The sequence below is a fragment of the Erwinia sp. LJJL01 genome, assembly GCF_047300805.2.
In the GTDB taxonomy this organism is placed as follows: domain Bacteria; phylum Pseudomonadota; class Gammaproteobacteria; order Enterobacterales; family Enterobacteriaceae; genus Erwinia; species Erwinia aphidicola.
This window is the reverse complement of record NZ_CP178576.1, coordinates 1487200-1509518: the sequence shown is the minus strand read 5'-3', so window position 1 is coordinate 1509518 and position 22319 is coordinate 1487200. Positions and strand designations below refer to the sequence as shown.

Annotated in this window: 30 protein-coding genes; 28 read left to right on the top strand and 2 right to left on the bottom strand. The window is 53.8% G+C overall.

Annotated elements, in window-relative coordinates; translation table 11 throughout:
- Positions 1–97: 97 nt before the first annotated feature.
- Complete coding sequence (gene prs, locus ACLI4M_RS07940; RefSeq protein WP_133622562.1) at positions 98–973, top strand: ribose-phosphate diphosphokinase; 876 nt, start codon at positions 98–100, stop codon at positions 971–973.
- Positions 963–2450: a nicotinate phosphoribosyltransferase gene (locus ACLI4M_RS07935; RefSeq protein ID WP_133622563.1), complete on the top strand. Its 1488-nt coding sequence runs from the start codon at positions 963–965 to the stop codon at positions 2448–2450. Before prs ends, ACLI4M_RS07935 begins: the two co-directional genes overlap by 11 nt.
- A gap of 230 nt (positions 2451–2680) precedes the next feature.
- Here the strand turns inward: ACLI4M_RS07935 and ACLI4M_RS07930 are convergent, their stop codons facing one another.
- On the bottom strand, positions 2681–4582 hold the full coding sequence (locus ACLI4M_RS07930) for an ABC transporter ATP-binding protein (RefSeq protein WP_133622564.1): 1902 nt from the start codon (positions 4580–4582) through the stop codon (positions 2681–2683).
- A 125-nt stretch (positions 4583–4707) separates the two neighbouring features.
- On the opposite strand from ACLI4M_RS07930, the gene kefG reads away from it, so the two are divergent.
- From kefG to slyD, 4 genes are all read left to right on the top strand, one after another.
- A complete protein-coding gene (kefG, locus tag ACLI4M_RS07925) occupies positions 4708–5259 on the top strand; it encodes a glutathione-regulated potassium-efflux system ancillary protein KefG (RefSeq protein ID WP_133624996.1) in 552 nt (183 codons plus the stop codon).
- Positions 5260–7065, top strand: a complete 1806-nt coding sequence (kefB, locus tag ACLI4M_RS07920; RefSeq protein WP_133622565.1) for a glutathione-regulated potassium-efflux system protein KefB — start codon at positions 5260–5262, stop codon at positions 7063–7065.
- A gap of 106 nt (positions 7066–7171) precedes the next feature.
- The gene (locus ACLI4M_RS07915) at positions 7172–7372 is read left to right on the top strand and encodes a YheV family putative zinc ribbon protein (protein WP_166643205.1); all 201 of its coding nucleotides are present in this window, start codon (positions 7172–7174) and stop codon (positions 7370–7372) included.
- 139 nt (positions 7373–7511) lie between these two features.
- The gene (gene slyD / locus ACLI4M_RS07910) at positions 7512–8060 is read left to right on the top strand and encodes a peptidylprolyl isomerase (RefSeq protein ID WP_048917648.1); all 549 of its coding nucleotides are present in this window, start codon (positions 7512–7514) and stop codon (positions 8058–8060) included.
- 148 nt (positions 8061–8208) lie between these two features.
- On the opposite strand, the gene ACLI4M_RS07905 is transcribed toward slyD, so the two are convergent.
- Positions 8209–8427 carry a protein SlyX gene (locus tag ACLI4M_RS07905; protein ID WP_048917647.1) on the bottom strand — a complete coding sequence of 73 codons (219 nt, stop codon included), beginning with the start codon at positions 8425–8427 and terminating at the stop codon, positions 8209–8211.
- Positions 8428–8717: 290 nt separating this feature from the next.
- On the opposite strand from ACLI4M_RS07905, the gene fkpA reads away from it, so the two are divergent.
- The 22 genes from fkpA to rpsQ all read left to right on the top strand — a co-directional run bounded on the left by fkpA (position 8718) and on the right by rpsQ (position 22264).
- Positions 8718–9551, top strand: a complete 834-nt coding sequence (gene fkpA / locus ACLI4M_RS07900) for an FKBP-type peptidyl-prolyl cis-trans isomerase (RefSeq protein WP_048917646.1) — start codon at positions 8718–8720, stop codon at positions 9549–9551.
- A gap of 204 nt (positions 9552–9755) precedes the next feature.
- Positions 9756–10478: a helix-turn-helix transcriptional regulator gene (locus ACLI4M_RS07895; RefSeq protein WP_048917645.1), complete on the top strand. Its 723-nt coding sequence runs from the start codon at positions 9756–9758 to the stop codon at positions 10476–10478.
- Positions 10478–10864, top strand: coding sequence for a sulfurtransferase complex subunit TusD (gene tusD, locus ACLI4M_RS07890; protein ID WP_133622566.1), 387 nt, complete (start codon positions 10478–10480; stop codon positions 10862–10864). Before ACLI4M_RS07895 ends, tusD begins: the two co-directional genes overlap by 1 nt.
- Entirely contained in the window at positions 10864–11223 is a 360-nt protein-coding gene (tusC, locus tag ACLI4M_RS07885) for a sulfurtransferase complex subunit TusC (protein ID WP_048917643.1), read from the top strand. The genes tusD and tusC overlap by 1 nt, the downstream gene beginning before the upstream one ends.
- Positions 11224–11230: 7 nt before the next feature.
- Entirely contained in the window at positions 11231–11518 is a 288-nt protein-coding gene (gene tusB / locus ACLI4M_RS07880) for a sulfurtransferase complex subunit TusB (protein ID WP_048917642.1), read from the top strand.
- Between the two features lie 126 nt (positions 11519–11644).
- On the top strand, positions 11645–12019 hold the full coding sequence (gene rpsL, locus ACLI4M_RS07875; RefSeq protein ID WP_003852912.1) for a 30S ribosomal protein S12: 375 nt from the start codon (positions 11645–11647) through the stop codon (positions 12017–12019).
- 96 nt (positions 12020–12115) lie between these two features.
- Positions 12116–12586: a 30S ribosomal protein S7 gene (rpsG, locus tag ACLI4M_RS07870; RefSeq protein ID WP_004160604.1), complete on the top strand. Its 471-nt coding sequence runs from the start codon at positions 12116–12118 to the stop codon at positions 12584–12586.
- A gap of 93 nt (positions 12587–12679) precedes the next feature.
- Positions 12680–14794, top strand: a complete 2115-nt coding sequence (gene fusA, locus ACLI4M_RS07865) for an elongation factor G (RefSeq protein ID WP_048917641.1) — start codon at positions 12680–12682, stop codon at positions 14792–14794.
- Positions 14795–14862: 68 nt separating this feature from the next.
- Positions 14863–16047, top strand: coding sequence for an elongation factor Tu (gene tuf, locus ACLI4M_RS07860; RefSeq protein WP_133622231.1), 1185 nt, complete (start codon positions 14863–14865; stop codon positions 16045–16047).
- 167 nt (positions 16048–16214) lie between these two features.
- Positions 16215–16409 (top strand): bacterioferritin-associated ferredoxin, encoded by a 195-nt coding sequence (bfd, locus tag ACLI4M_RS07855; RefSeq protein WP_048917640.1) that lies wholly within the window; start codon positions 16215–16217, stop codon positions 16407–16409.
- Positions 16410–16495: 86 nt separating this feature from the next.
- A complete protein-coding gene (bfr, locus tag ACLI4M_RS07850; RefSeq protein ID WP_048917639.1) occupies positions 16496–16978 on the top strand; it encodes a bacterioferritin in 483 nt (160 codons plus the stop codon).
- A 332-nt stretch (positions 16979–17310) separates the two neighbouring features.
- Positions 17311–17622, top strand: a complete 312-nt coding sequence (gene rpsJ, locus ACLI4M_RS07845; RefSeq protein WP_001181005.1) for a 30S ribosomal protein S10 — start codon at positions 17311–17313, stop codon at positions 17620–17622.
- A gap of 32 nt (positions 17623–17654) precedes the next feature.
- Positions 17655–18284 carry a 50S ribosomal protein L3 gene (gene rplC, locus ACLI4M_RS07840; protein ID WP_048917638.1) on the top strand — a complete coding sequence of 210 codons (630 nt, stop codon included), beginning with the start codon at positions 17655–17657 and terminating at the stop codon, positions 18282–18284.
- Between the two features lie 10 nt (positions 18285–18294).
- Positions 18295–18900, top strand: a complete 606-nt coding sequence (rplD, locus tag ACLI4M_RS07835; RefSeq protein ID WP_023656564.1) for a 50S ribosomal protein L4 — start codon at positions 18295–18297, stop codon at positions 18898–18900.
- On the top strand, positions 18897–19199 hold the full coding sequence (rplW, locus tag ACLI4M_RS07830; RefSeq protein WP_048917637.1) for a 50S ribosomal protein L23: 303 nt from the start codon (positions 18897–18899) through the stop codon (positions 19197–19199). The genes rplD and rplW overlap by 4 nt, the downstream gene beginning before the upstream one ends.
- A 17-nt stretch (positions 19200–19216) precedes the next feature.
- Positions 19217–20038: a 50S ribosomal protein L2 gene (rplB, locus tag ACLI4M_RS07825; protein WP_048917636.1), complete on the top strand. Its 822-nt coding sequence runs from the start codon at positions 19217–19219 to the stop codon at positions 20036–20038.
- Positions 20039–20054: 16 nt separating this feature from the next.
- On the top strand, positions 20055–20333 hold the full coding sequence (gene rpsS / locus ACLI4M_RS07820; protein ID WP_004160590.1) for a 30S ribosomal protein S19: 279 nt from the start codon (positions 20055–20057) through the stop codon (positions 20331–20333).
- 14 nt (positions 20334–20347) lie between these two features.
- On the top strand, positions 20348–20680 hold the full coding sequence (rplV, locus tag ACLI4M_RS07815) for a 50S ribosomal protein L22 (RefSeq protein WP_000447532.1): 333 nt from the start codon (positions 20348–20350) through the stop codon (positions 20678–20680).
- A 17-nt stretch (positions 20681–20697) separates the two neighbouring features.
- Positions 20698–21396 (top strand): 30S ribosomal protein S3, encoded by a 699-nt coding sequence (gene rpsC / locus ACLI4M_RS07810; protein ID WP_002919766.1) that lies wholly within the window; start codon positions 20698–20700, stop codon positions 21394–21396.
- A gap of 12 nt (positions 21397–21408) precedes the next feature.
- Positions 21409–21819 (top strand): 50S ribosomal protein L16, encoded by a 411-nt coding sequence (gene rplP / locus ACLI4M_RS07805; RefSeq protein ID WP_002438716.1) that lies wholly within the window; start codon positions 21409–21411, stop codon positions 21817–21819.
- A complete protein-coding gene (gene rpmC / locus ACLI4M_RS07800) occupies positions 21819–22010 on the top strand; it encodes a 50S ribosomal protein L29 (protein WP_048917635.1) in 192 nt (63 codons plus the stop codon). Before rplP ends, rpmC begins: the two co-directional genes overlap by 1 nt.
- A complete protein-coding gene (gene rpsQ, locus ACLI4M_RS07795; protein ID WP_048917634.1) occupies positions 22010–22264 on the top strand; it encodes a 30S ribosomal protein S17 in 255 nt (84 codons plus the stop codon). The genes rpmC and rpsQ overlap by 1 nt, the downstream gene beginning before the upstream one ends.
- Positions 22265–22319 lie beyond the last annotated feature (55 nt).

Genomic DNA, 22319 nt, shown 5'->3' with positions numbered 1-22319 from the left:
TTTTCTTTTCGTGGGTTATTTTTTGCTTGTGAATAAGTGTCTCTTGGACAATTATATAAGTGTCCTTGAGACATTAATAAATCAAAAGGAGTCTGCGATGATGAAACTGCAATTAACCCTTGATGGTCAGGATGCCGCGCTGGAAAGCGGCCGTTTTCCTGACGGTGCGATCTGGGGACGTGTGCTGTCGCCGCTTGATCCGCAGGCCACCACCCTGACGCTGCGTGCCAGTGCGATGCAGACTCTGGATGACCTGATGCTGGTCGCGCAGCTGCTGGATGCGGTGCGCCAGCGCTGCCTGCTGCGCCAGACCACGCTTGAGCTGCCGTGGCTGCCCTATGCCCGCCAGGACCGTACCCTGCGTGACGGCGAGAGCTTTGCGCTGAAGGTGTTTGCCGGTTTTCTCAATCAACTGCGCTTTGACCGGGTGGTGGTCGTTGACCCGCACAGCGATGTGGCCGCAGGCGTTGTTGACCGTCTGGTGGCGATCCCACAGCATCGCGCTCTGATCCACAGCCTAACGCTGAGGGATGAACTGGCGCAGGGCATGATGCTGGTTGCGCCCGATGCCGGCGCGTTGAAGAAGGTGCATGCGCTGGCGCAGCAGGTCAACGCCGCCGAATACGGCATTCTCGGTAAGCATCGCGATATTGCTACCGGCGCCCTGAGTGGATTCGAACTGCTGAAAGGTGACGTAGCCAACAGGGATGTGCTGATCGCTGACGACCTCTGCGATGCCGGCGGCACCTTTATCGGTTCGGCTGCGGTGCTACGTGCTGCCGGTGCGCGTTCGGTCAGCCTGTACGTCACGCATGGCCTGTTCAGTAAAGGGGTAGATCACCTGTTGAGCCAGGGTATCGACCGTATCTGGACCACCACCTCACTGGCCGGGGAAGAATTAGCGCAGGAGCGTGTAGAGCTGATTGATATCGACACCATTTACCGCAGTGAAGGAGCATCCCATGCAAATTAATCCGATTCTGGCTATCGACGGCTACAAAACCTCACATCGCGAACAGTACCCGGCGGGAACCAACCGCGTGTACAGCAACTTTACCCCGCGTGGGAACCGGTATTTCCACTCGCCGCTGGCGGATGATGCCCAGGTGTTTTTCGGCCTGCAGGGTTTTTTACAGTGGTTTATGGTCGATTTGTTTAATGACAAATTTTTTGCTCAGCCGGAAGAGCAGGTAGTGGGCGAGTATCAGCAGCTGATGGACAGCTACCTGGGTAAAAATAGCGTCAGCGTGGAGCATATCCGCGCACTGCATCGCCTGGGCTATTTGCCGCTGGCGATCAAAAGCCTGGACGAGGGCAGTAAAGTGTCGATGAAAATTCCGGTACTGACCATCACCAATACCGTGGATGAGTTTTTCTGGCTGGTTAACTACCTTGAGAGCGTGATGTCGGCAGAGCTGTGGAAGTCCTCCACCAATGCGACCGTGGCGCACCACTATCGCCAGATTTGTCAGCTGTGGGCGGAACGTACCTGTGACGATATGACACATGTTGATTTTCAGTGTCATGACTTCTCATTTCGCGGCATGTCCGGCCTGCATGATGCTGCACAGTCGGGGGTTGGCCACCTGCTGAGTTTTACCGGAACTGACAGCCTGCCTTCTGTCCTCTATGCACAACAATATTACCGCCCGGCAGAAGGGACGTTTATTGCCGGGAGTATTCCCGCCACCGAGCACAGCGTGATGTGCATGGGGGAGCAGCAGGGTGAGATCGCGACCTTCCGTCGTCTGCTGACGGAACTTTATCCGACCGGGTTTGTGTCGGTGGTGTCGGATACCTGGGATTACTGGAAGGTGCTGACCGAATACAGCCGTGAGCTCAAACCCGAGATCGTGGCGCGTGAAGGCCGTCTGGTGTTCCGCCCTGACAGCGGTGACCCGGTGGAAATACTGTGCGGCAGCGGCGACGATGCCGACCGCGATCCGGCTCGTAGCGCACAGCAGAAAGGGTCGGTCGAAGTGCTGTGGGAGATCTTCGGCGGCACGGTCAATGCCAGGGGCTACAAGGTGCTGGACCCGCACGTGGGCCTGATCTACGGCGACTCGATTACCCTCGAGCGTGCCAATCAGATCCTGAGTCGTCTGGAGGCCAAAGGCTTTGCCAGCAGCAATGTGGTGTTCGGCGTCGGGTCTTATACGTACCAGTACAACACGCGTGACACCTTTGGTTTCGCCATGAAAGCGACGTATGGCGAAGTGCACGGAGAGGGGCGTGAGATCTTCAAACAGCCGAAAACCGACAACGGCATGAAAAACTCTGCGCGCGGTCTGTTACGGGTGGAAAAAGATGATGAAGGGAAATACCGGCTGCTGGACGGTCAGAGCTGGCAGCAGGAGCAGGGCGGGGAACTGAAAATGCGTTTCCTGGATGGAAAGCTGTATAACGTGGAGGATCTGACCACGCTGCGTCAGCGTCTGGCAGCGCAGTAGCGGGATGCGGGATTCGGGTCGGGCATGCCCGACCCCTACGAATGCGCTATTCCGGCAAATCAGTGTCGCAGGGGCGTGGCATGCCGCGCCCGGCGGTGTTCCACAGTGCGCCACCCCAATAAATCAGTGTCGCAGGGGCGTGGCATGCCGCGCCCGGCGGTGTTCCACAGTGCGCCACCCCAATAAATCAGTGTCGCAGGGGCGTGGCATGCCGCGCCCGAACTGCTGCATCAGGCGTTGATGATCGACTCTAACTCTTCCTGCGCTGCCAGCCATTCCATCTCACACTCTTCTAAGGCCGATTTCGCCGTTGCCTGCTGCTGCAGCGCCGCAGTGAGGTCGGCTTTGCGTGCTTGATCGTAGATGGCGCTGTCGGAGAGCTTCCCTTCGGCCGCGCTCAGCTCGGCGTTATGCTTCTCCATCTGCTTTTCCAGCTTCTCAATCTGCTTGCGCAGCGGCTGAGTCTGGGTGCGCAGCTCCGCTTCCCGGCGCTTTTGGTCCTTGCGTGCCTGAGCGCTATTGGCGCTGTCGGCTTTTGGCGCGGCATCGGCCACTGTCTGCTTCTGCAGGTCGCTCAGCCACTGCTGATAATCTTCCAGGTCGCCTTCAAATGCTTCCACTTTCCCGTCGTGTACCAGGTAGAGATCGTCGGTGGTCGAACGCAGCAGGTGGCGGTCGTGCGAGACAACAACCAGCGCGCCTTCAAAGTCAATCAGCGCCTCGGTCAGCGCCTGGCGCATATCAAGGTCAAGGTGGTTGGTGGGTTCATCCAGCAGCAGCAGGTTCGGGCGCTGCCAGACGATCAGCGCCAGCACCAGCCGGGCTTTCTCGCCGCCGGAAAAACGGCGGGTCTCTTCGCTGACTTTATCGCCCTGGAAGCCAAAGCCGCCGAGGTAGTCGCGCAGCTGCTGCTCCAGCACTTTCGGCGCGAGGCGCACCAGATGCTGGATCGGCGATTCGTCAGCGCGCAGGAACTCCAGCTGATGCTGAGCGAAGTAGCCGAGCTTGATGCCTTTCGCTAAGCCAATGTCGCCCTGTAGTGGCGCCAGCTCGCCCGCCAGTAGTTTGATCAGCGTGGATTTACCCGCGCCGTTGCGCCCCAGCAGGCCAATGCGCGAGCCGGGAACCAGGTTGAGCTTGATCGAGTTAAGGATTTTACGATCGCCATAACCGGCGCTGACTTTTTCCATCTTCAGCAGTGGGTTCGGCAGGTTTTCAGGTGCGCGGAAGCTAAAGGTAAAGGGGTTGTCGACGTGCGCCGGGGCGATCAGCTCCATGCGCTCCAGCATTTTAATACGGCTCTGAGCCTGTTTTGCCTTGGTGGCTTTGGCCTTAAAGCGCTCAATGAAACTTTGCAGGTGCGCGACTTTCAGCTGCTGGTTTTCAAACATCGACTGCTGCTGCGAGAGTTTAGTGGCGCGCTGGATCTCGAACGAGCTGTAGTTGCCGGTGTACTCAAAAATTGACTGCTGTTCGATATGCAGAATTTTATCCACCACCGGATCGAGGAAGTCGCGGTCGTGGGAGATCAGGATCAGCGTGCCGGTATAGCTTTTCAGCCAGCGCTCCAGCCAAATCACCGCATCAAGATCGAGGTGGTTGGTTGGCTCATCGAGCAGCAGCAGGTCGGAACGGCAAATCAGCGCCTGGGCGAGGTTAAGGCGCATGCGCCAGCCGCCCGAGAAGTCGCTGACCGGGCGCTGCAGCTGTTCCTGGGTAAATCCAAGGCCGTCCAGCAGGCTGGCAGCGCGTGACTGAATGGTCCATGCCTGCACCGCATCGAGCTTGCCGTGCAGCGTGGCGATGGCGTGACCATCGTCTATCTCATTCGCGTGCGCTAATTCAGACTCAAGCTGACGAAATTCGCGGTCGCCGTCGATAACATACTCAATGGCGGGAATATCCAGCGCCGGGGTCTCCTGATTGACCCACGCCAGTGACCAGTTTCCCGGATAGTTGAAACTGCCCGCGTCGGCGCTTATCTCGTTTTTCAGCAGCGCCAGCAGGGTCGATTTGCCACAGCCATTCTTGCCCACCAGGCCTACTTTTTGGCCGGGGTTAATGGTTGCGGTCGCGTTGTCGAGCAGGACGTGGACACCGCGACGGATTTGTAATGCAGAGAATACAATCATAAGCGCCGTAAGTTCAGAGTATGTTAAATTAAGCCATCATAATCAGTTTTCGGAATCAAACAGTTCCGTTGCGTCGAGCATGGTAGCGGAAATCACCCGCCATGACGACGATTTGGAGGGGAATGATGTCGCAGCCGCCTAAAGTCCTGCTGTTGTACGCCCACCCGGAGTCTCAGGATTCGATTGCCAATCGCGTTTTGCTTCAGCCGGCCAGAAATCTGGACAATGTGACGGTCCACGACCTGTATGCACACTATCCGGATTTTTTTATCGATATTCACCACGAGCAACAGCTGCTGCGTGAACATCAAATCATTGTTTTCCAGCACCCGCTTTACACTTATAGCTGCCCGGCGCTGCTGAAAGAGTGGCTGGATCGCGTGCTGTCGCGCGGCTTTGCCAGCGGCGTGGGCGGTAACGTGCTGGAAGGAAAATACTGGCGCAGCGTGATCACCACCGGTGAACCGGAGGCCGCCTACCATCAGGAGGGGCTGAACCGTTATCCGATGTCGGACATTATGCGCCCGTTCGAACTGACGGCGCAGATGTGCAGCATGCACTGGCTGACGCCGATGATTATCTACTGGGCGCGCCGCCAGTCTACCGACGTGATGAACAATTATGCCCGCGCCTATGGCGACTGGCTGGCCAATCCGCTGCCCCATGGAGGAGTTTAGATGGAAGGACAAAGCCTCCTGACCGCCGGTGTTGTTTACCTGTTTGCGGCGGTGATTGCGGTGCCGATTGCGGCCCGTCTTGGCATCGGTGCGGTGTTGGGGTATCTGCTCGCGGGGATTGCCATTGGTCCCTGGGGACTGGGCTTTATCAGCGACGTAGACGAGATCCTGCACTTCTCCGAGCTTGGCGTGGTGTTCCTGATGTTTATCATCGGGCTGGAGCTGAAACCGTCGAAACTGTGGGAGCTGCGGCGCTCAATATTTGGCGTCGGTGCGGCGCAGGTGATCCTGAGCGCCGCGGTGCTCGGCGGCCTGCTGCTGCTGACCGACTTCTCCTGGCAGGCGGCCGCTATCGGCGGCATCGGGCTGGCGATGTCATCCACCGCGATGGCCTTACAGCTGATGCGCGATAAAGGCATGAACCACAATGAATCCGGGCAGCTCGGTTTCTCGGTGCTGCTGTTCCAGGACCTGGCGGTGATCCCGGCGCTGGCGCTGGTGCCGTTACTGGCCGGCGGCGACAGCGGTCATGCCGACTGGATGAAGGTGGGCATGAAGGTGCTGGCCTTTGGCGGCATGCTGATCGGCGGGCGCTATCTGCTGCGGCCGATTTTCCGCTTTATTGCCGCTTCCGGCGTGCGCGAAGTGTTCACCGCCGCGGCGCTGCTGCTGGTGCTTGGCTCGGCGCTGTTTATGGATGCGCTCGGGCTGTCGATGGCGCTCGGTACCTTTATTGCCGGTATCCTGCTGGCGGAAAGTGAATATCGGCACGAGCTGGAAATCGCGATTGATCCGTTTAAAGGCTTGCTGCTGGGGCTGTTCTTTATTTCGGTCGGCATGGCGCTTAACCTCGGCGTGCTCTATACCCATATTATTGAGATCCTCGCCGGAGTGGTGATTCTGGTCGCGGTGAAGGTGGCGGTGCTGTATCTGCTGTCGCGCATCTACGGCCTGCGCAGCTCCGAACGGCTGCAGTTCTCCACGGTGCTTAGCCAGGGCGGTGAGTTTGCCTTCGTGCTGTTCTCTGCCGCTTCTTCTGCGAAGCTTTTCAGCGGAGATCAGATGCCGCTGCTGCTGGTAACGGTGACGCTGTCGATGATGACCACGCCGCTGCTGATGCAGGGCGTGGATAAAATCCTTGAACGCCGCTTCAATGAAGTGGATGACTCCGCCGAGAAGCCGTTTGTTGAAGATGATAAACCGCAGGTGATCGTGGTCGGCTTTGGTCGATTCGGTCAGGTAGTGGCGCGCCTGCTGATGGCTAACCAAAAGCGCATTACGGTGCTGGAACGCGATATCAGTGCGGTCAGCCTGATGCGCAAATATGGTTACAAGGTGTATTACGGTGATGCTACCGAACTGGAGCTATTGCGTGCCGCCGGAGCAGAAACCGCGCAGTCGATCGTGATAACCTGTAACGGCCCGGAAGATGCGATGGAGATTGTTCACCTCTGCCAGCACCATTTCCCGCATCTGCAAATTCTGGCGCGCGCCCGGGGCCGCGTTGAGGCGCACGAGCTGCTGCAGGCTGGCGTCTCGCAGTTTTCCCGTGAAACCTTCAGCAGTGCGCTGGAGCTGGGGCGCAAAACCTTGATGACGCTGGGGATGCACCCGCATCAGGCGTTCCGCGCGCAGCAGCACTTCCGCCGCCTGGATATGCGCATGCTGCGTGAGCTGATGCCGAATCACAGCGACAGCCAGCAGATCTCCAGAGTGAAAGAGGCGCGGCGCGAGCTGGAAGATATCTTCCAGGCTGAAATGCAGCACGAGAAGCGGCAGTACGACGGCTGGGATGAGGCAGATTAATGCAATCAATCTGCCCGTTGGGGGCGGTTTTTTTTTCCGGTCGCCCTGCTTCCGGCACAATGGGCTGACCGAAATGTAACGGCAGCTCCTGCGGAATTTAATGGTGATTATGATGCGTAAACGTTTTATCGCTGGCGCGACCTGCCCGAAATGCCAGGCTCGCGACACGCTCGCCCTGTGGCGGGAAAATAATATCGATGTGGTCGAGTGTGTGAAATGCGGTCATCAGATGCGTGAAGCCGACAAAAAGGCGCGCGAACAGGTGCGCAGCAATGAGCAGGTGATCGGAATTTTTCATCCCGAGTAGCGTAATTGCACAGCTTTTTTTAAGCTGTACAGTACAGCCGGGTTGAAATTCGATACAATCGGCGCCACTTAGAGCCCTTAGCGTTGGTAAAACAGCCAGCGAATTAAGGGCTCAACGCTCTCAACGGTTAGGAGTAATCATGAAAGTAGCAAAAGACCTCGTGGTCAGCCTGGCATACCAGGTCCGTACAGAAGATGGTGTGTTGGTTGATGAATCCCCGGTGAGCGCACCGCTGGACTACCTGCACGGTCATGGTTCCCTGATTTCCGGGCTGGAGAAGGCGCTGGAAAATCGTGAAGCTGGCGACAAGTTTGATGTGAATATCGCATCAAACGATGCCTACGGCGAATACGATGAGAACCTGGTGCAGCGCGTACCGAAAGACGTATTTATGGGCGTTGACGAACTGCAGGTTGGCATGCGCTTCCTGGCAGAAACCGATCAGGGCCCGGTACCGGTTGAAATCACTGAAGTAGACGGCGACCACGTCGTGGTTGATGGTAACCACATGCTGGCTGGCCAGAACCTGAACTTCAATGTTGAAGTTGTGGCGATCCGTGCTGCGACCGAAGAAGAGCTGGCCCACGGCCACGTTCACGGCGAAGACGGTCATCACCATGACCACGATCACGGCCATGACCACGGTCAGGGCGGTTGTGGTACTGGCGGTTGCGGCTGCAGCCACTGATCGATAACCGTGCAGGGGCGACCGGAAAAAAGGTCGCCCCCTACGAGTCAGAGGTCACCTGCGGGTGGCCTTTTTGTTTTTTACGGTTGCTGCGGGTTAAGCGACCGCGAGTCGGGCATGTAGGGTCGAGGCATACCTCGACCGGGGATCAGTAGTGCGGAGGCGGGGTTTCTTCGGACTGATCGGCCATTAGTGACGGCGCGGCAGCCTTAAGTTTGTCGGTCAGCAGGCGCATCTGTTCACGCACGCGCGCCATCTCCAGTTCGTGCTGTACCACCGTATGGTTCAGCTCATCAATGGTCATTTCCTGAAACGCCAGTTTGCTCTCCAGCATCTCCAGTCGCTGCTCCAGCAGTGATTGTTGCATTCTGTTTCCTCTTGTTACTACCGGGCCAGGCCCACTCCTGGCGAATTGCCCGATTCTAACGGTAAAATGCGGGCAGAAGTAGGCGAAACGGCGTAAATTAGCCGCCAGAGGTTGAAAAGTCTTTTAACTGACTCCATTCCTGTGGTGAAACTTTCGGGCGAACACGTGGTCGGAAGTTAACTTCACTTTGTCATGGCGAGACTATTTTTTCAGCTCGCCCCCAGTTATATTTCAGGCCGCAGGCCTGCAAACGATTCCCGAGGTGAGATGCTTCGGTTTTGGAGAAATGGATGAAATCACTGTTTAAAGTCACATTGTTAGCTACCACGATGGCCGTTGCGCTGAATGCCCCGCTGGCAATGGCTGCCGACGCCGCTCAGGCTAAGCCAGCAGCAGCACCGCAGCAGGCTCCTAAAAATGCCGCCTTCAAAAATGACGACCAGCAGTCTGCATATGCGCTGGGTGCATCTTTGGGCCGCTACATGGAGAACTCCCTGAAGGAACAGGAAAAACTGGGCATCACCCTGGATAAAACTCAGCTGATCGCCGGCGTTCAGGATGCGTTTGCTGGTAAGAGCAAACTCTCTGACCAGGAGATCGAGCAGACGCTGCAGTCCTTCGAAGGCCGTGTGAAGGGTGCCGCTCAGGCGAAGATGGAAAAAGATGCGACAGAAAACGCCAGCAAAGGTGACGCTTACGCGGCTAAATTCGCTAAAGAGAAAGGCGTGAAGAAAACCGAATCCGGTCTGCTCTACCAGGTAGAGAAAGAAGGAACCGGCAGCGCGCCGACTGACAGCGATACCGTTGTAGTGAACTACAAAGGGACGCTGATCGACGGCACCGAGTTCGATAACTCTTACACCCGCGGCGAGCCGCTGTCATTCCGTCTGGATGGTGTTATCCCTGGCTGGACTGAAGGCCTGAAGCACGTGAAGAAAGGCGGCAAAATTAAGCTGGTGATCCCACCGAACCTGGCTTACGGCAAAAATGGCGTTCCGGGTATTCCGGCTAACTCCACGCTGGTATTCGACGTTGAGCTGCTGGACATCAAAGCGGCGGCGAAAGCCGATGCCGCACCAGCCCCGGCTGCACCAGCCGCTGGTGATGCCAAAGCTAAGCAGTAATGCCTGCCACCGCCACCTTCGGGTGGCGGTTTTGTTTCCCCCACCTGCACAGCTATTTCCCTGCTTTTTGCGTTAGATTGCATTTCACGACAAAGGTTGGGACACGCCTTTCCCATATTTGCTAGACTATCCGGCGCGCATTTAATAAGAATGAGTCTGCCCTTGCGCCGTGTGACAGGCTCTGGTCAAAGGGTGGTGTCGTCAATGTCTAATTCACTGTTCTCCGGTGACGTCGCGGATTTGGAGCTGCTTGAACAGCACCCATTCACCGCCGGGGATTTCGAAATTCTCAAATCTTACGAAGCTGTTGTTGATGGCCTGGCGATGCTTATCGGTTCGCACTGCGAGATCGTGCTGCACTCGCTGGAAGACCTGAAGTGCTCGGCGGTGCGTATTGCCAACGGTGAACATACCGGGCGCAAAATAGGCTCGCCAATCACCGATCTCGCGCTGCGCATGCTGCACGATATGACGGGTGCTGACAGTAATGTCTCGAAAGCCTACTTTACCCGTGCCAAAAGCGGCGTGCTGATGAAGTCGGTGACTATTGCTATCCGCAATCGCGAACAGCGGGTGATCGGCCTGCTGTGCATCAATATGAACCTTGATGTCCCGTTCTCGCAGATTATGGCGACTTTCATGCCGCCTGAAACGCAGGAAGTGGCCTCCTCAGTCAATTTCGCCTCCTCGGTGGAAGACCTGGTGATGCAGACGCTGGAATTCTCGATTGAAGAAGTCAGCGCCGATCGCAATGTGTCCAACAACGCCAAGAATCGCCAAATCGTGCTCAATCTGTATGAGAAAGGCATCTTTGATATCAAAGATGCGATTAACCAGGTGGCGGATCGCCTGAATATCTCCAAGCACACGGTCTATCTTTACATTCGCCAGTTCAAAAATGGCGATTTCCACGGCCAGGATAAGTAATGCGTTTCTGCCTGATGGTGACCGGCCCGGCCTATGGCACACAGCAGGCCAGTAGCGCCTGGCTGTTTGCCCGCGAGCTGCTGGCGCAGGGCCATGAACTGGAAAGCGTGTTTTTCTATCGTGAAGGGGTGCTGAATGCCAGCCTGCTGAATGCCCCGGCCAGCGATGAAACCGATCTGACCCGTCACTGGCAGCAGCTGCACACAGAGCACGGCGTGGCGCTGAATATCTGTGTGGCGGCAGCGCTGCGCCGTGGCGTGGCCGATCAGCACGAAGCCGCCAGCCTTGGCCTGCCTGTGGCGAATCTCGCCACAGGTTTTCAACTCAGCGGGTTGGGTGCACTGGCTGAAGCCGCCCTCAGCTGTGACCGCATGGTGCAGTTCTGATGAATCGTATCGCTTTCGTGTTTACTCAGGCGCCCCATGGCAGCAGTGCCGGGCGGGAAGGGCTGGATGCTGTGCTGGCGACGTCGGCACTCAGCGAGGATATCGCGCTGTTCTTTGTCAGCGATGGCGTACTGCAGCTCACCGCGGGCCAGCAGCCGCAGCAGATTCTGGCGCGCAACTATATCGCGACCTTTGGCGTGCTGCCGATGTATGACGTCGAGCGCTGCTATCTGTGCGCTGCGGCGTTAGCAGAACGAGGCATTGCTGCCGACGCGGCCCGCGTGCTGCCTGCTGAGATTTTAACGCCTGCTGACCTGCGTCAAACCCTGGATAACTACGACCGGGTGATTACCTTCTGAGGAAACCATGCTGCATACCCTGATGACTTCACCTTTTCGCTGCGATGTCGCTGCGTTGCTGCGCCTGCTGGCTGACGGCGATGATGTGCTGCTACTTCAGGATGGGGTGATTGCGGCTCTGGAAGGCAGCCCTGCCCTTGAAGCCTTGCTTAATGCCCCCATCTCACTCTACGTGCTGCAGGAAGATGTCGAGGCGCGTGGTTTATCTGCTCAAATTTCAACCAATGTGACGACGGTAGGCTATACTGACTTCGTTGCGCTGGTTGTAAAGAACCCGCAGCAAATGACCTGGTGACAGTAGTAATCCTGGTTATTTCTTGACACCTTTTGGTCTCAGCCTTAAAATTCTGCGGCCTCGTGATTCCGCGAGGCGATTTATTACGTGTTTACGAAGCAAAAGCTAAATCCCAGGAGCTATTTAATGGCAACAGTTAACCAGCTGGTTCGCAAACCACGCGTACGCAAAGTTGCAAAGAGCAACGTGCCTGCGCTGGAAGCCTGCCCGCAGAAACGTGGTGTATGTACTCGTGTATACACTACTACCCCTAAAAAACCGAACTCCGCACTGCGTAAAGTATGTCGTGTTCGTTTAACCAACGGTTTTGAAGTTACCTCCTACATCGGCGGTGAAGGTCATAACCTGCAGGAACACTCCGTGATCCTGATCCGTGGCGGTCGTGTAAAAGACTTGCCAGGTGTGCGTTACCACACCGTTCGTGGCGCGCTGGACTGCTCAGGTGTTAAAGACCGTAAGCAGGCTCGCTCCAAGTACGGCGTGAAGAAGCCAAAGGCTTAATGGTTCTCCGTTAAGTAAGGCCAAACGTTTTATCTTAAATGTCATAATAAACTCGTAGAGTTTTGGACAATCCTGAATTAACAACGGAGTATTTCCATGCCACGTCGTCGCGTCATTGGTCAGCGTAAAATCCTGCCAGATCCTAAGTTCGGATCAGAATTGCTGGCCAAATTTGTAAATATCCTGATGGTAGATGGTAAAAAATCTACTGCTGAAACTATCGTTTATAACGCGCTGGAGACCCTGGCTCAGCGTTCTGGTAAAAACGAGCTGGAAGCATTTGAAGTAGCCCTGGACAACGTCCGCCCAACCGTGGAAGTTAAATCCCGTCGCGTTGGTGGTTCTACTTATCAGGTACCAGTTGAAGTCCGTCCGGTTCGTCGTAATGCTCTGGCAATGCGTTGGATCGTAGAAGCTGCTCGTAAACGCGGTGATAAATCTATGGCTCTGCGCCTGGCGAACGAACTTTCTGATGCTGCAGAAAACAAAGGTACTGCAGTTAAGAAACGTGAAGACGTTCACCGTATGGCCGAAGCCAACAAGGCGTTCGCTCACTACCGCTGGTAACAGCTCTGTAGTTGTTATAAACCCAGCGGGCGTCCCAGTGACTTACCTGCTGGGCTTTTTTAACTTAGAACGTCTAAGAATCAGAGGAATCAAATGGCTCGTAAAACACCCATTGAACGCTACCGTAACATCGGTATCAGTGCGCACATCGACGCCGGTAAGACTACAACTACCGAACGTGTTCTGTTCTACACCGGTGTAAACCACAAAATCGGTGAAGTACATGACGGCGCAGCAACCATGGACTGGATGGAGCAGGAACAGGAACGTGGTATTACCATCACTTCCGCTGCGACCACCTGTTACTGGTCTGGTATGGCTAAGCAGTTTGAACCACACCACGTAAACATCATCGACACCCCAGGACACGTTGACTTCACCATCGAAGTTGAGCGTTCTATGCGTGTGCTTGATGGCGCGGTAATGGTTTACTGTGCAGTTGGTGGCGTTCAGCCGCAGTCTGAGACCGTATGGCGTCAGGCTAACAAATACAAAGTTCCACGCATTGCGTTCGTTAACAAAATGGACCGCATGGGTGCAAACTTCCTGAAAGTTGTTGACCAGATGGAAAAGCGCCTGGGTGCAAACCCGGTGCCATTGCAGCTGGCTATCGGCGCAGAAGAGAAATTCACCGGTGTTGTTGACCTGGTGAAAATGAAAGCGATCAACTGGAACGAAGCCGATCAGGGCGTCACCTTCGAATACGAAGATATTCCAGCTGATATGCAGGAACTGGCCGAAGAATGGCGTGGCAAGCTGGTTGAAGCCGCAGCTGAAGGCTCTGATGAGCTGATGGAGAAATTCTTTGGCGGCGAAGAGCTGACTGAAGAAGAGATCAAAACTTCTCTGCGTAAGCGCGTTCTGAACAGCGAAATCATCCTGGTTACCTGTGGTTCTGCATTTAAGAACAAAGGTGTTCAGGCGATGCTGGATGCGGTTGTTGAGTATCTGCCAGCACCGACCGACGTTACTGCGATTAACGGTATGTTGGACGATGGTAAAGACACTCCAGCTGTTCGTCACTCAGATGACAAAGAGCCGTTTGCTGCTCTGGCGTTCAAAATTGCTACCGACCCATTCGTGGGTAACCTGACCTTCTTCCGCGTTTACTCTGGTGTAGTAAACTCAGGTGATACCGTGTTCAACCCGGTTAAATCTGCTCGTGAGCGTCTGGGCCGTATCGTACAGATGCACGCCAACAAGCGTGAAGAGATCAAAGAAGTTCGTGCAGGCGATATCGCCGCAGCGATCGGTCTGAAAGACGTGACCACTGGTGACACCCTGTGTGACCCGGACAACGTCATCATTCTGGAGCGTATGGAATTCCCTGAGCCGGTAATCTCCATCGCTGTAGAGCCGAAAACCAAAGCTGACCAGGAAAAAATGGGTCTGGCTCTGGGTCGTCTGGCTAAAGAAGACCCGTCATTCCGCGTATGGACTGACGAAGAAACTAACCAGACTATCATCGCTGGTATGGGTGAGCTGCACCTGGACATCATCGTTGACCGCATGAAGCGTGAATTCAACGTTGAAGCCAACGTCGGTAAACCTCAGGTTGCTTACCGCGAAGCGATTCGTGCGAAAGTTACCGATATCGAAGGTAAACACGCCAAGCAGTCTGGTGGTCGTGGTCAGTACGGTCATGTTGTTATCGACATGTACCCACTGGAGCCGGGCGTTAACCCTAAAGGTTACGAATTCGTCAACGATATTAAAGGCGGTGTGATTCCTGGTGAATACATCCCTGCGGTTGACAAAGGCATTCAGGAACAGCTGAAATCAGGCCCACTGGCTGGTTACCCTGTAGTAGATCTGGGCGTTCGTCTGCACTTTGGTTCATACCATGATGTTGACTCCTCAGAACTGGCGTTTAAACTGGCGGCTTCTATTGCGTTCAAAGACGGCTTTAAGAAAGCAACGCCGGTACTGCTTGAACCAATCATGAAGGTTGAAGTAGAGACTCCTGAAGAGAATACCGGTGACGTTATCGGTGACCTTAGCCGTCGTCGTGGTATGCTCAAAGGACAAGAATCTAACGCTACTGGCGTTCAGATTCACGCTGAGGTTCCGCTGTCTGAAATGTTCGGATACGCGACTCAGTTGCGTTCTCTGACGAAAGGCCGTGCTTCGTACTCCATGGAGTTCCTGAAGTATGATGATGCGCCGAACAACGTCGCTCAGGCCGTAATTGAAGCTCGTAGCAAATAAGCTACAGTTTAAATATTGATCCTATGCTCTCACCAAAGGGTGAGAGCATTAAAGTAAGGAATATCGTCGTGTCTAAAGAGAAATTTGAACGTTCCAAACCGCACGTCAACGTTGGTACTATCGGCCACGTTGACCACGGTAAAACTACCCTGACTGCTGCTATCACCACCGTTCTGGCTAAAACCTACGGCGGTTCTGCTCGTGCGTTCGACCAGATCGATAACGCGCCAGAAGAAAAAGCACGTGGTATCACCATCAACACTTCTCACGTTGAATATGACACCCCAACTCGCCACTACGCGCACGTTGACTGCCCAGGCCACGCCGACTATGTGAAAAACATGATCACCGGTGCTGCTCAGATGGACGGCGCGATCCTGGTTGTTGCTGCGACTGATGGCCCAATGCCACAGACTCGTGAGCACATCCTGCTGGGTCGTCAGGTTGGCGTTCCTTTCATCATCGTGTTCATGAACAAATGTGACATGGTTGATGACGAAGAGCTGCTGGAGCTGGTAGAAATGGAAGTGCGTGAGCTGCTGTCTGCTTACGATTTCCCTGGTGATGACCTGCCAATCGTGCGCGGTTCTGCACTGAAAGCCCTGCAGGGCGAAGCTCAGTGGGAAGAGAAAATCATCGAACTGGCTGGTTACCTGGATAGCTACATCCCAGAGCCAGAGCGTGCGATTGACAAGCCATTCCTGCTGCCTATCGAAGACGTATTCTCCATCTCCGGCCGTGGTACTGTTGTGACCGGTCGTGTAGAGCGCGGTATCGTTAAAGTAGGTGAAGAAGTTGAGATCGTGGGTCTGAAAGACACCGTGAAATCTACCTGTACCGGCGTTGAAATGTTCCGTAAGCTGCTGGACGAAGGTCGTGCAGGCGAGAACTGTGGTATCCTGCTGCGCGGTATTAAGCGTGAAGACGTTGAGCGCGGCCAGGTTCTGGCTAAGCCAGGCTCAATCAAGCCACACACCAAGTTCGAGTCAGAAGTTTATATTCTGTCTAAAGAAGAAGGCGGCCGTCATAGCCCATTCTTCAAAGGTTACCGTCCACAGTTCTACTTCCGTACAACTGACGTGACCGGTACCATCGAACTGCCAGAAGGCGTTGAGATGGTAATGCCAGGCGACAACATCAAACTGGTTGTTGAACTGATCAAACCAATCGCAATGGACGACGGTCTGCGTTTCGCAATTCGCGAAGGCGGCCGTACCGTTGGTGCTGGTGTTGTTGCTAAAGTTATCGCTTAATTGTGATGATTTGAACTGGCGGAGTTCGCTCTGCCAGAGCAAGAGAAAAGAGCGCTTCGGCGCTCTTTTTTTATGGGTGAAAGAGTGGGCGTGGTGAGCTAATAACCATTGTAATAATAACGATTCGTATTTACACTATTGGTCGGAAAATGTTCTGAGGTTGGTGTATGTACGTTTGTTTGTGTAATGCAGTCAGTGATAAAACTCTGCGCGAAGTCGTCCGTCGCTATCAGCCCAAATCTCTTCAGCAGCTACGCCAGCTGGTACCGGTCGGCAAACAGTGCGGGAAGTGTATTCGTGCCGCGCGCGAGATTATGGAAAGCGAATTGCAGCACGTGCCGCAGTATAAAGAAATAGCCTGACATTTAGTGCGCATTTCTTCGCCACTTTTTTGACTAATGCCCTTACTAACCTTACGCTTTTATAACCTGGAAGCGGAGGATACAACATGAAGGGCGATAGTAAGATCATAACTCATCTCAACAAACTGCTCGGAAATGAACTGGTGGCCATCAATCAGTATTTCCTGCATGCACGCATGTTTAAAAACTGGGGCCTGCAGCGGCTGAACAATGTGGAATACCACGAGTCCATTGATGAGATGAAGCACGCTGATAAGTACATTGAGCGCATTCTGTTTCTCGAAGGGCTACCGAACCTGCAGGATCTGGGACGGTTACGTATTGGAGAGGATGTCGAAGAGATGCTGGCATCCGACCTCGCGCTGGAACTGGAAGGGGCAAAGGATCTGCGTGAAGCTATCGCTTACGCCGATAAAGTCCACGACTATGTTAGCCGCGATATGATGATTGAAATTCTTGCCGATGAAGAACACCACATCGACTGGTTAGAAACTGAATTAGAGCTGGTGAAAAAGCTGGGCATCCAGAACTATCTGCAAAGCCAGCTCAAAGAGCAGGCGCAGGCGTAATTTGTGGTTATTTTAAGCAGTGGCACGCAGTCACCCTGGCCATAAAGCACCTGGACTGGCAGGGCAGGGTGGTTGCGATCTCTTCTCCCGTTTTCTCCTTCCGCTAACAAAAGCGACAACGCTGTTGCTTTCCCCCCTGATGTACGTATAATACGCGGGCCTGCCAATATGGTCAGGCGCGATTCAATATGAGTCGCAGGCAAGTGCGAAAGTGCTCGCCAACAATACTCGCGATATGCGGGTTATGTGCTCAACGATTACACTCCTCCATCAATCGTAATGGATGCGAGTAGTAATTCTTTTCGTTTATAAATAATTGGAGCTCTGGTCTCATGCAGAACCAAAGAATCCGTATCCGTCTTAAAGCGTTTGATCATCGTCTGATCGATCAATCAACTGCGGAAATCGTAGAGACTGCCAAGCGCACTGGTGCGCAGGTACGTGGTCCTATCCCGCTGCCGACCCGCAAAGAGCGCTTTACCGTTCTGATCTCCCCGCACGTCAACAAAGACGCGCGCGATCAGTATGAGATTCGCACTCACAAGCGTCTGGTTGACATCGTTGAGCCAACCGAAAAAACGGTTGATGCTCTGATGCGTCTGGATCTGGCTGCAGGTGTTGACGTGCAGATCAGCCTGGGTTAATCAGGTCATTGAGCGATTGAGAGGTTGAAACAATGATTGGTTTAGTCGGTAAAAAAGTGGGTATGACCCGTATCTTCACAGAAGATGGCGTTTCTATCCCTGTAACCGTGATCGAAATTGAAGCAAACCGCGTTACTCAGGTCAAAGGCCTGGAAAACGACGGTTACACTGCTATCCAGGTAACTACCGGTGCTAAAAAAGCAAACCGTGTAACTAAGCCTGAAGCAGGTCATTTTGCTAAAGCTGGCGTTGAAGCTGGCCGTGGTCTGTGGGAATTCCGCACCGTTGAAGGCGCAGAGTTCACTGTAGGTCAGAGCATTAATGTTGACATTTTCGCTGACGTGAAAAAAGTTGACGTGACTGGAACATCTAAAGGTAAAGGTTTTGCCGGTACTGTAAAGCGCTGGAACTTCCGTACTCAGGATGCTACTCACGGTAACTCCTTGTCACACCGCGTACCGGGTTCTATCGGTCAGAACCAGACTCCGGGCAAAGTGTTCAAAGGCAAGAAAATGGCAGGCCAGATGGGCAACGAGCGTGTAACTGTTCAGAGTCTGGACGTTGTACGTGTTGACGCTGAGCGCAACCTGCTGCTGGTTAAAGGTGCAGTACCCGGTGCTACCGGTTGCGACCTTATCGTTAAACCAGCTGTGAAGGCGTAAGGGGATAGCAATGGAATTAGTATTGAAAGACGCGCAAAGCGCGCTGACTGTTTCCGAAACTACCTTCGGTCGTGATTTCAACGAAGCGCTGGTACACCAGGTTGTTGTTGCTTATGCAGCAGGTGCTCGTCAGGGTACTCGTGCTCAGAAGACTCGTGCTGAAGTAACTGGTTCAGGCAAAAAGCCATGGCGCCAGAAAGGCACCGGCCGTGCGCGTGCAGGTTCTGTAAAGAGCCCAATCTGGCGTTCAGGTGGTGTGACCTTCGCTGCGAAGCCACAGGACCACAGTCAAAAAGTTAACAAAAAGATGTACCGCGGCGCGCTGAAAAGCATCCTGTCCGAACTGGTACGTCAAGATCGTCTGATCGTTGTCGAGCAGTTCTCTCTGGAAGCTCCTAAAACGAAGCTGCTGGTAGAAAAACTGAAAGACATGGCTCTGGAAGACGTGCTGATCATCACTGGCGAACTGGAAGAGAACCTGTTCCTGGCCGCTCGCAACCTGTACAAGGTTGACGTACGTGATGCAGCGGGTATCGACCCAGTTAGCCTGATCGCCTTCGACAAAGTCGTTATGACTGCTGATGCAGTTAAGCAAGTTGAGGAGATGCTGGCATGATCCGTGAAGAACGTCTGCTGAAAGTACTGCGCGCGCCGCACGTATCTGAAAAAGCATCTGCTGCGATGGAAAAAACTAACACCATCGTTCTCAAAGTTGCGACTGACGCGACCAAAGCAGAAATCAAAGCCGCTGTACAGAAACTTTTCGAAGTAGAAGTTGAAGTCGTGAACACTTTGCTGGTTAAAGGCAAAACTAAGCGTTCTGGACAGCGTATTGGTCGTCGTAGCGACTGGAAAAAAGCTTACGTCACCCTGAAAGAAGGCCAGAATCTGGACTTCGCAGGCGGCGCTGAGTAAGTCGGAGGAGAAGAACAATGGCAATTGTTAAATGTAAACCGACATCTCCGGGTCGTCGCCATGTAGTTAAAGTGGTAAACGCGGAGCTGCACAAGGGCAAACCATTTGCCCCGCTGGTTGAGAAAAACAGCAAATCCGGTGGCCGTAACAACAATGGTCGCATCACTACCCGTCATATCGGTGGTGGTCACAAGCAGGCTTACCGTATTGTTGACTTCAAACGCAACAAAGATGGTATCCCAGCGACCGTTGAACGTCTTGAGTACGATCCGAACCGCTCTGCGAACATCGCACTGGTTCTGTACAAAGACGGCGAACGCCGTTACATCCTGGCCCCTAAAGGCCTGAAAGCTGGCGACCAGATTCAATCTGGCGTTGATGCTGCGATTAAAGCGGGTAACACCCTGCCAATGCGTAACATCCCAGTGGGTTCTACCGTGCATAACGTAGAAATGAAACCAGGCAAAGGCGGTCAGATTGCTCGCTCAGCTGGTACTTACGTGCAGATCGTTGCGCGTGATGGTTCTTACGTTACCCTGCGTCTGCGTTCTGGTGAAATGCGTAAAGTCGAAATTGACTGCCGCGCGACCCTGGGCGAAGTCGGTAACGCTGAGCACATGCTTCGCGTTCTGGGTAAAGCCGGTGCAGCTCGTTGGCGTGGTGTTCGTCCTACCGTTCGCGGTACTGCGATGAACCCAGTCGATCACCCGCACGGTGGTGGTGAAGGTCGTAACTTTGGTAAGCATCCAGTGTCCCCATGGGGCCTGCAGACCAAAGGTAAGAAGACCCGTAGCAACAAGCGTACCGATAAGTTTATCGTACGTCGCCGTAGCAAATAATTTTAGAGGATAAGCCATGCCACGTTCTCTCAAGAAAGGTCCTTTTATTGACCTGCACTTGCTGAAGAAGGTAGAGAAAGCTTTGGAAAGCGGAGACAAGAAGCCACTGCGCACCTGGTCCCGTCGTTCAACGATCTTCCCTAACATGATCGGTTTGACCATCGCTGTCCATAATGGTCGTCAGCACGTTCCTGTCTTTGTTTCCGACGAAATGGTCGGTCACAAACTGGGTGAATTTGCACCGACTCGTACTTATCGCGGCCACGCGGCTGATAAAAAAGCCAAGAAACGCTAAGGCAGGAGGAAGAGATGGAAACTATCGCTAAACATCGCCACGCTCGTTCTTCTGCACAGAAGGTTCGCCTGGTAGCGGATCTTGTACGCGGTAAGAAAGTGTCGCAGGCTCTGGACATTCTGACCTACACCAATAAGAAAGCGGCTGTACTGGTCAAGAAGGTCCTGGAATCTGCCATTGCTAACGCCGAACACAACGATGGCGCTGACATTGATGATCTGAAAGTCACGAAAATCTTCGTAGACGAAGGCCCAAGCATGAAGCGCATTATGCCGCGTGCAAAAGGTCGTGCAGATCGCATCCTGAAGCGCACCAGCCACATTACTGTGGTTGTGTCCGATCGCTGAGACTCTGGAGACTAGCAATGGGTCAGAAAGTACATCCTAATGGTATTCGCCTGGGTATTGTTAAACCCTGGAACTCTACCTGGTTCGCAAATACCAAAGAATTCGCTGACAACCTGGACAGCGACTTTAAAGTTCGTCAGTTCCTGACTAAAGAACTGGCTAAAGCATCCGTCTCTCGTATCGTTATCGAGCGCCCAGCTAAGAGCATCCGTGTGACTATTCACACCGCTCGTCCTGGCATCGTTATCGGTAAGAAAGGTGAAGATGTAGAAAAACTGCGCAAGGTCGTAGCGGATATCGCTGGCGTTCCTGCACAGATCAATATCGCCGAAGTCCGTAAACCGGAACTGGACGCTAAATTGGTTGCTGACAGCATCACTTCACAGCTGGAGCGTCGTGTGATGTTCCGTCGTGCTATGAAGCGTGCTGTACAGAACGCAATGCGTCTGGGCGCTAAAGGGATCAAAGTTGAAGTTAGTGGCCGCCTGGGCGGTGCAGAAATCGCGCGTACCGAATGGTACCGTGAAGGCCGCGTGCCGCTGCACACTCTGCGTGCAGACATTGACTACAACACCTCTGAAGCGCACACCACTTATGGTGTAATCGGCGTTAAGGTATGGATCTTCAAAGGTGAGATCCTGGGTGGTATGGCTGCTGTTGAACAACCGGAACCGGCTGCTCAACCTAAAAAGCAGCAGCGTAAAGGCCGTAAGTAAGGAGAGTCGCTGATGTTACAACCAAAGCGTACAAAATTCCGTAAAGTGCATAAAGGCCGCAACCGTGGTCTGGCGCAGGGTACGGATGTTAGCTTCGGTACTTTCGGTCTGAAAGCTGTTGGCCGTGGTCGTCTGACTGCTCGTCAGATCGAAGCAGCACGTCGTGCTATGACCCGTGCAGTTAAGCGTCAAGGTAAAATTTGGATCCGTGTATTCCCGGACAAACCAATTACCGAGAAGCCGCTGGAAGTGCGTATGGGTAAAGGTAAAGGTAACGTAGAGTATTGGGTTGCCTTGATCCAGCCTGGTAAAGTCCTGTATGAAATGGACGGCGTACCGGAAGAGCTGGCCCGTGAAGCATTCAAGCTGGCAGCAGCAAAACTGCCTATCAAAACCACCTTTGTAACTAAGACGGTGATGTAATGAAAGCAACAGAGCTGCGTGAAAAAAGCGTTGAAGAGCTGAACACTGAGCTTCTTAACCTGCTGCGTGAGCAGTTCAATCTGCGCATGCAGGCAGCATCCGGCCAACTTCAACAGACTCACGTCTTGAAGAATGTTCGTCGTGATGTTGCACGCGTTAAGACTTTACTGACTGAGAAGGCGGGTGCGTAATGACCGATAAAATCCGTACTCTGCAAGGTCGTGTTCTGAGCGACAAAATGGAGAAATCCATTGTTGTGGCAATCGAACGTGTTGTGAAGCACCCGATCTACGGGAAATTCATCAAACGTACGACCAAACTGCACGTACATGACGAGAACAACGAATGTGGTATCGGCGACGTGGTAGAAATCCGCGAATGCCGTCCACTGTCCAAGACTAAGTCCTGGACGCTGGTTCGCGTTGTAGAGAAAGCGATTCTGTAATAGAATCTGCCGTCTCTAAAAAATAAGATAAACGGCTCGCAAGAGCCGTTTATTT

Bases quoted from the DNA above. Each gene is read 5' to 3' on its own strand.
- prs (WP_133622562.1), top strand. From the start codon at position 98: ATGATGAAACTGCAATTAACCCTTGATGGTCAGGATGCCGCGCTGGAA.
- ACLI4M_RS07935 (WP_133622563.1), top strand. From the start codon at position 963: ATGCAAATTAATCCGATTCTGGCTATCGACGGCTACAAAACCTCACAT.
- ACLI4M_RS07930 (WP_133622564.1), bottom strand. From the start codon at position 4,582: ATGATTGTATTCTCTGCATTACAAATCCGTCGCGGTGTCCACGTCCTG.
- kefG (WP_133624996.1), top strand. From the start codon at position 4,708: ATGTCGCAGCCGCCTAAAGTCCTGCTGTTGTACGCCCACCCGGAGTCT.
- kefB (WP_133622565.1), top strand. From the start codon at position 5,260: ATGGAAGGACAAAGCCTCCTGACCGCCGGTGTTGTTTACCTGTTTGCG.
- slyD (WP_048917648.1), top strand. From the start codon at position 7,512: ATGAAAGTAGCAAAAGACCTCGTGGTCAGCCTGGCATACCAGGTCCGT.
- ACLI4M_RS07905 (WP_048917647.1), bottom strand. From the start codon at position 8,427: ATGCAACAATCACTGCTGGAGCAGCGACTGGAGATGCTGGAGAGCAAA.
- fkpA (WP_048917646.1), top strand. From the start codon at position 8,718: ATGAAATCACTGTTTAAAGTCACATTGTTAGCTACCACGATGGCCGTT.
- ACLI4M_RS07895 (WP_048917645.1), top strand. From the start codon at position 9,756: ATGTCTAATTCACTGTTCTCCGGTGACGTCGCGGATTTGGAGCTGCTT.
- tusD (WP_133622566.1), top strand. From the start codon at position 10,478: ATGCGTTTCTGCCTGATGGTGACCGGCCCGGCCTATGGCACACAGCAG.
- tusC (WP_048917643.1), top strand. From the start codon at position 10,864: ATGAATCGTATCGCTTTCGTGTTTACTCAGGCGCCCCATGGCAGCAGT.
- tusB (WP_048917642.1), top strand. From the start codon at position 11,231: ATGCTGCATACCCTGATGACTTCACCTTTTCGCTGCGATGTCGCTGCG.
- rpsL (WP_003852912.1), top strand. From the start codon at position 11,645: ATGGCAACAGTTAACCAGCTGGTTCGCAAACCACGCGTACGCAAAGTT.
- rpsG (WP_004160604.1), top strand. From the start codon at position 12,116: ATGCCACGTCGTCGCGTCATTGGTCAGCGTAAAATCCTGCCAGATCCT.
- fusA (WP_048917641.1), top strand. From the start codon at position 12,680: ATGGCTCGTAAAACACCCATTGAACGCTACCGTAACATCGGTATCAGT.
- bfd (WP_048917640.1), top strand. From the start codon at position 16,215: ATGTACGTTTGTTTGTGTAATGCAGTCAGTGATAAAACTCTGCGCGAA.
- bfr (WP_048917639.1), top strand. From the start codon at position 16,496: ATGAAGGGCGATAGTAAGATCATAACTCATCTCAACAAACTGCTCGGA.
- rpsJ (WP_001181005.1), top strand. From the start codon at position 17,311: ATGCAGAACCAAAGAATCCGTATCCGTCTTAAAGCGTTTGATCATCGT.
- rplC (WP_048917638.1), top strand. From the start codon at position 17,655: ATGATTGGTTTAGTCGGTAAAAAAGTGGGTATGACCCGTATCTTCACA.
- rplD (WP_023656564.1), top strand. From the start codon at position 18,295: ATGGAATTAGTATTGAAAGACGCGCAAAGCGCGCTGACTGTTTCCGAA.
- rplW (WP_048917637.1), top strand. From the start codon at position 18,897: ATGATCCGTGAAGAACGTCTGCTGAAAGTACTGCGCGCGCCGCACGTA.
- rplB (WP_048917636.1), top strand. From the start codon at position 19,217: ATGGCAATTGTTAAATGTAAACCGACATCTCCGGGTCGTCGCCATGTA.
- rpsS (WP_004160590.1), top strand. From the start codon at position 20,055: ATGCCACGTTCTCTCAAGAAAGGTCCTTTTATTGACCTGCACTTGCTG.
- rplV (WP_000447532.1), top strand. From the start codon at position 20,348: ATGGAAACTATCGCTAAACATCGCCACGCTCGTTCTTCTGCACAGAAG.
- rpsC (WP_002919766.1), top strand. From the start codon at position 20,698: ATGGGTCAGAAAGTACATCCTAATGGTATTCGCCTGGGTATTGTTAAA.
- rplP (WP_002438716.1), top strand. From the start codon at position 21,409: ATGTTACAACCAAAGCGTACAAAATTCCGTAAAGTGCATAAAGGCCGC.
- rpmC (WP_048917635.1), top strand. From the start codon at position 21,819: ATGAAAGCAACAGAGCTGCGTGAAAAAAGCGTTGAAGAGCTGAACACT.
- rpsQ (WP_048917634.1), top strand. From the start codon at position 22,010: ATGACCGATAAAATCCGTACTCTGCAAGGTCGTGTTCTGAGCGACAAA.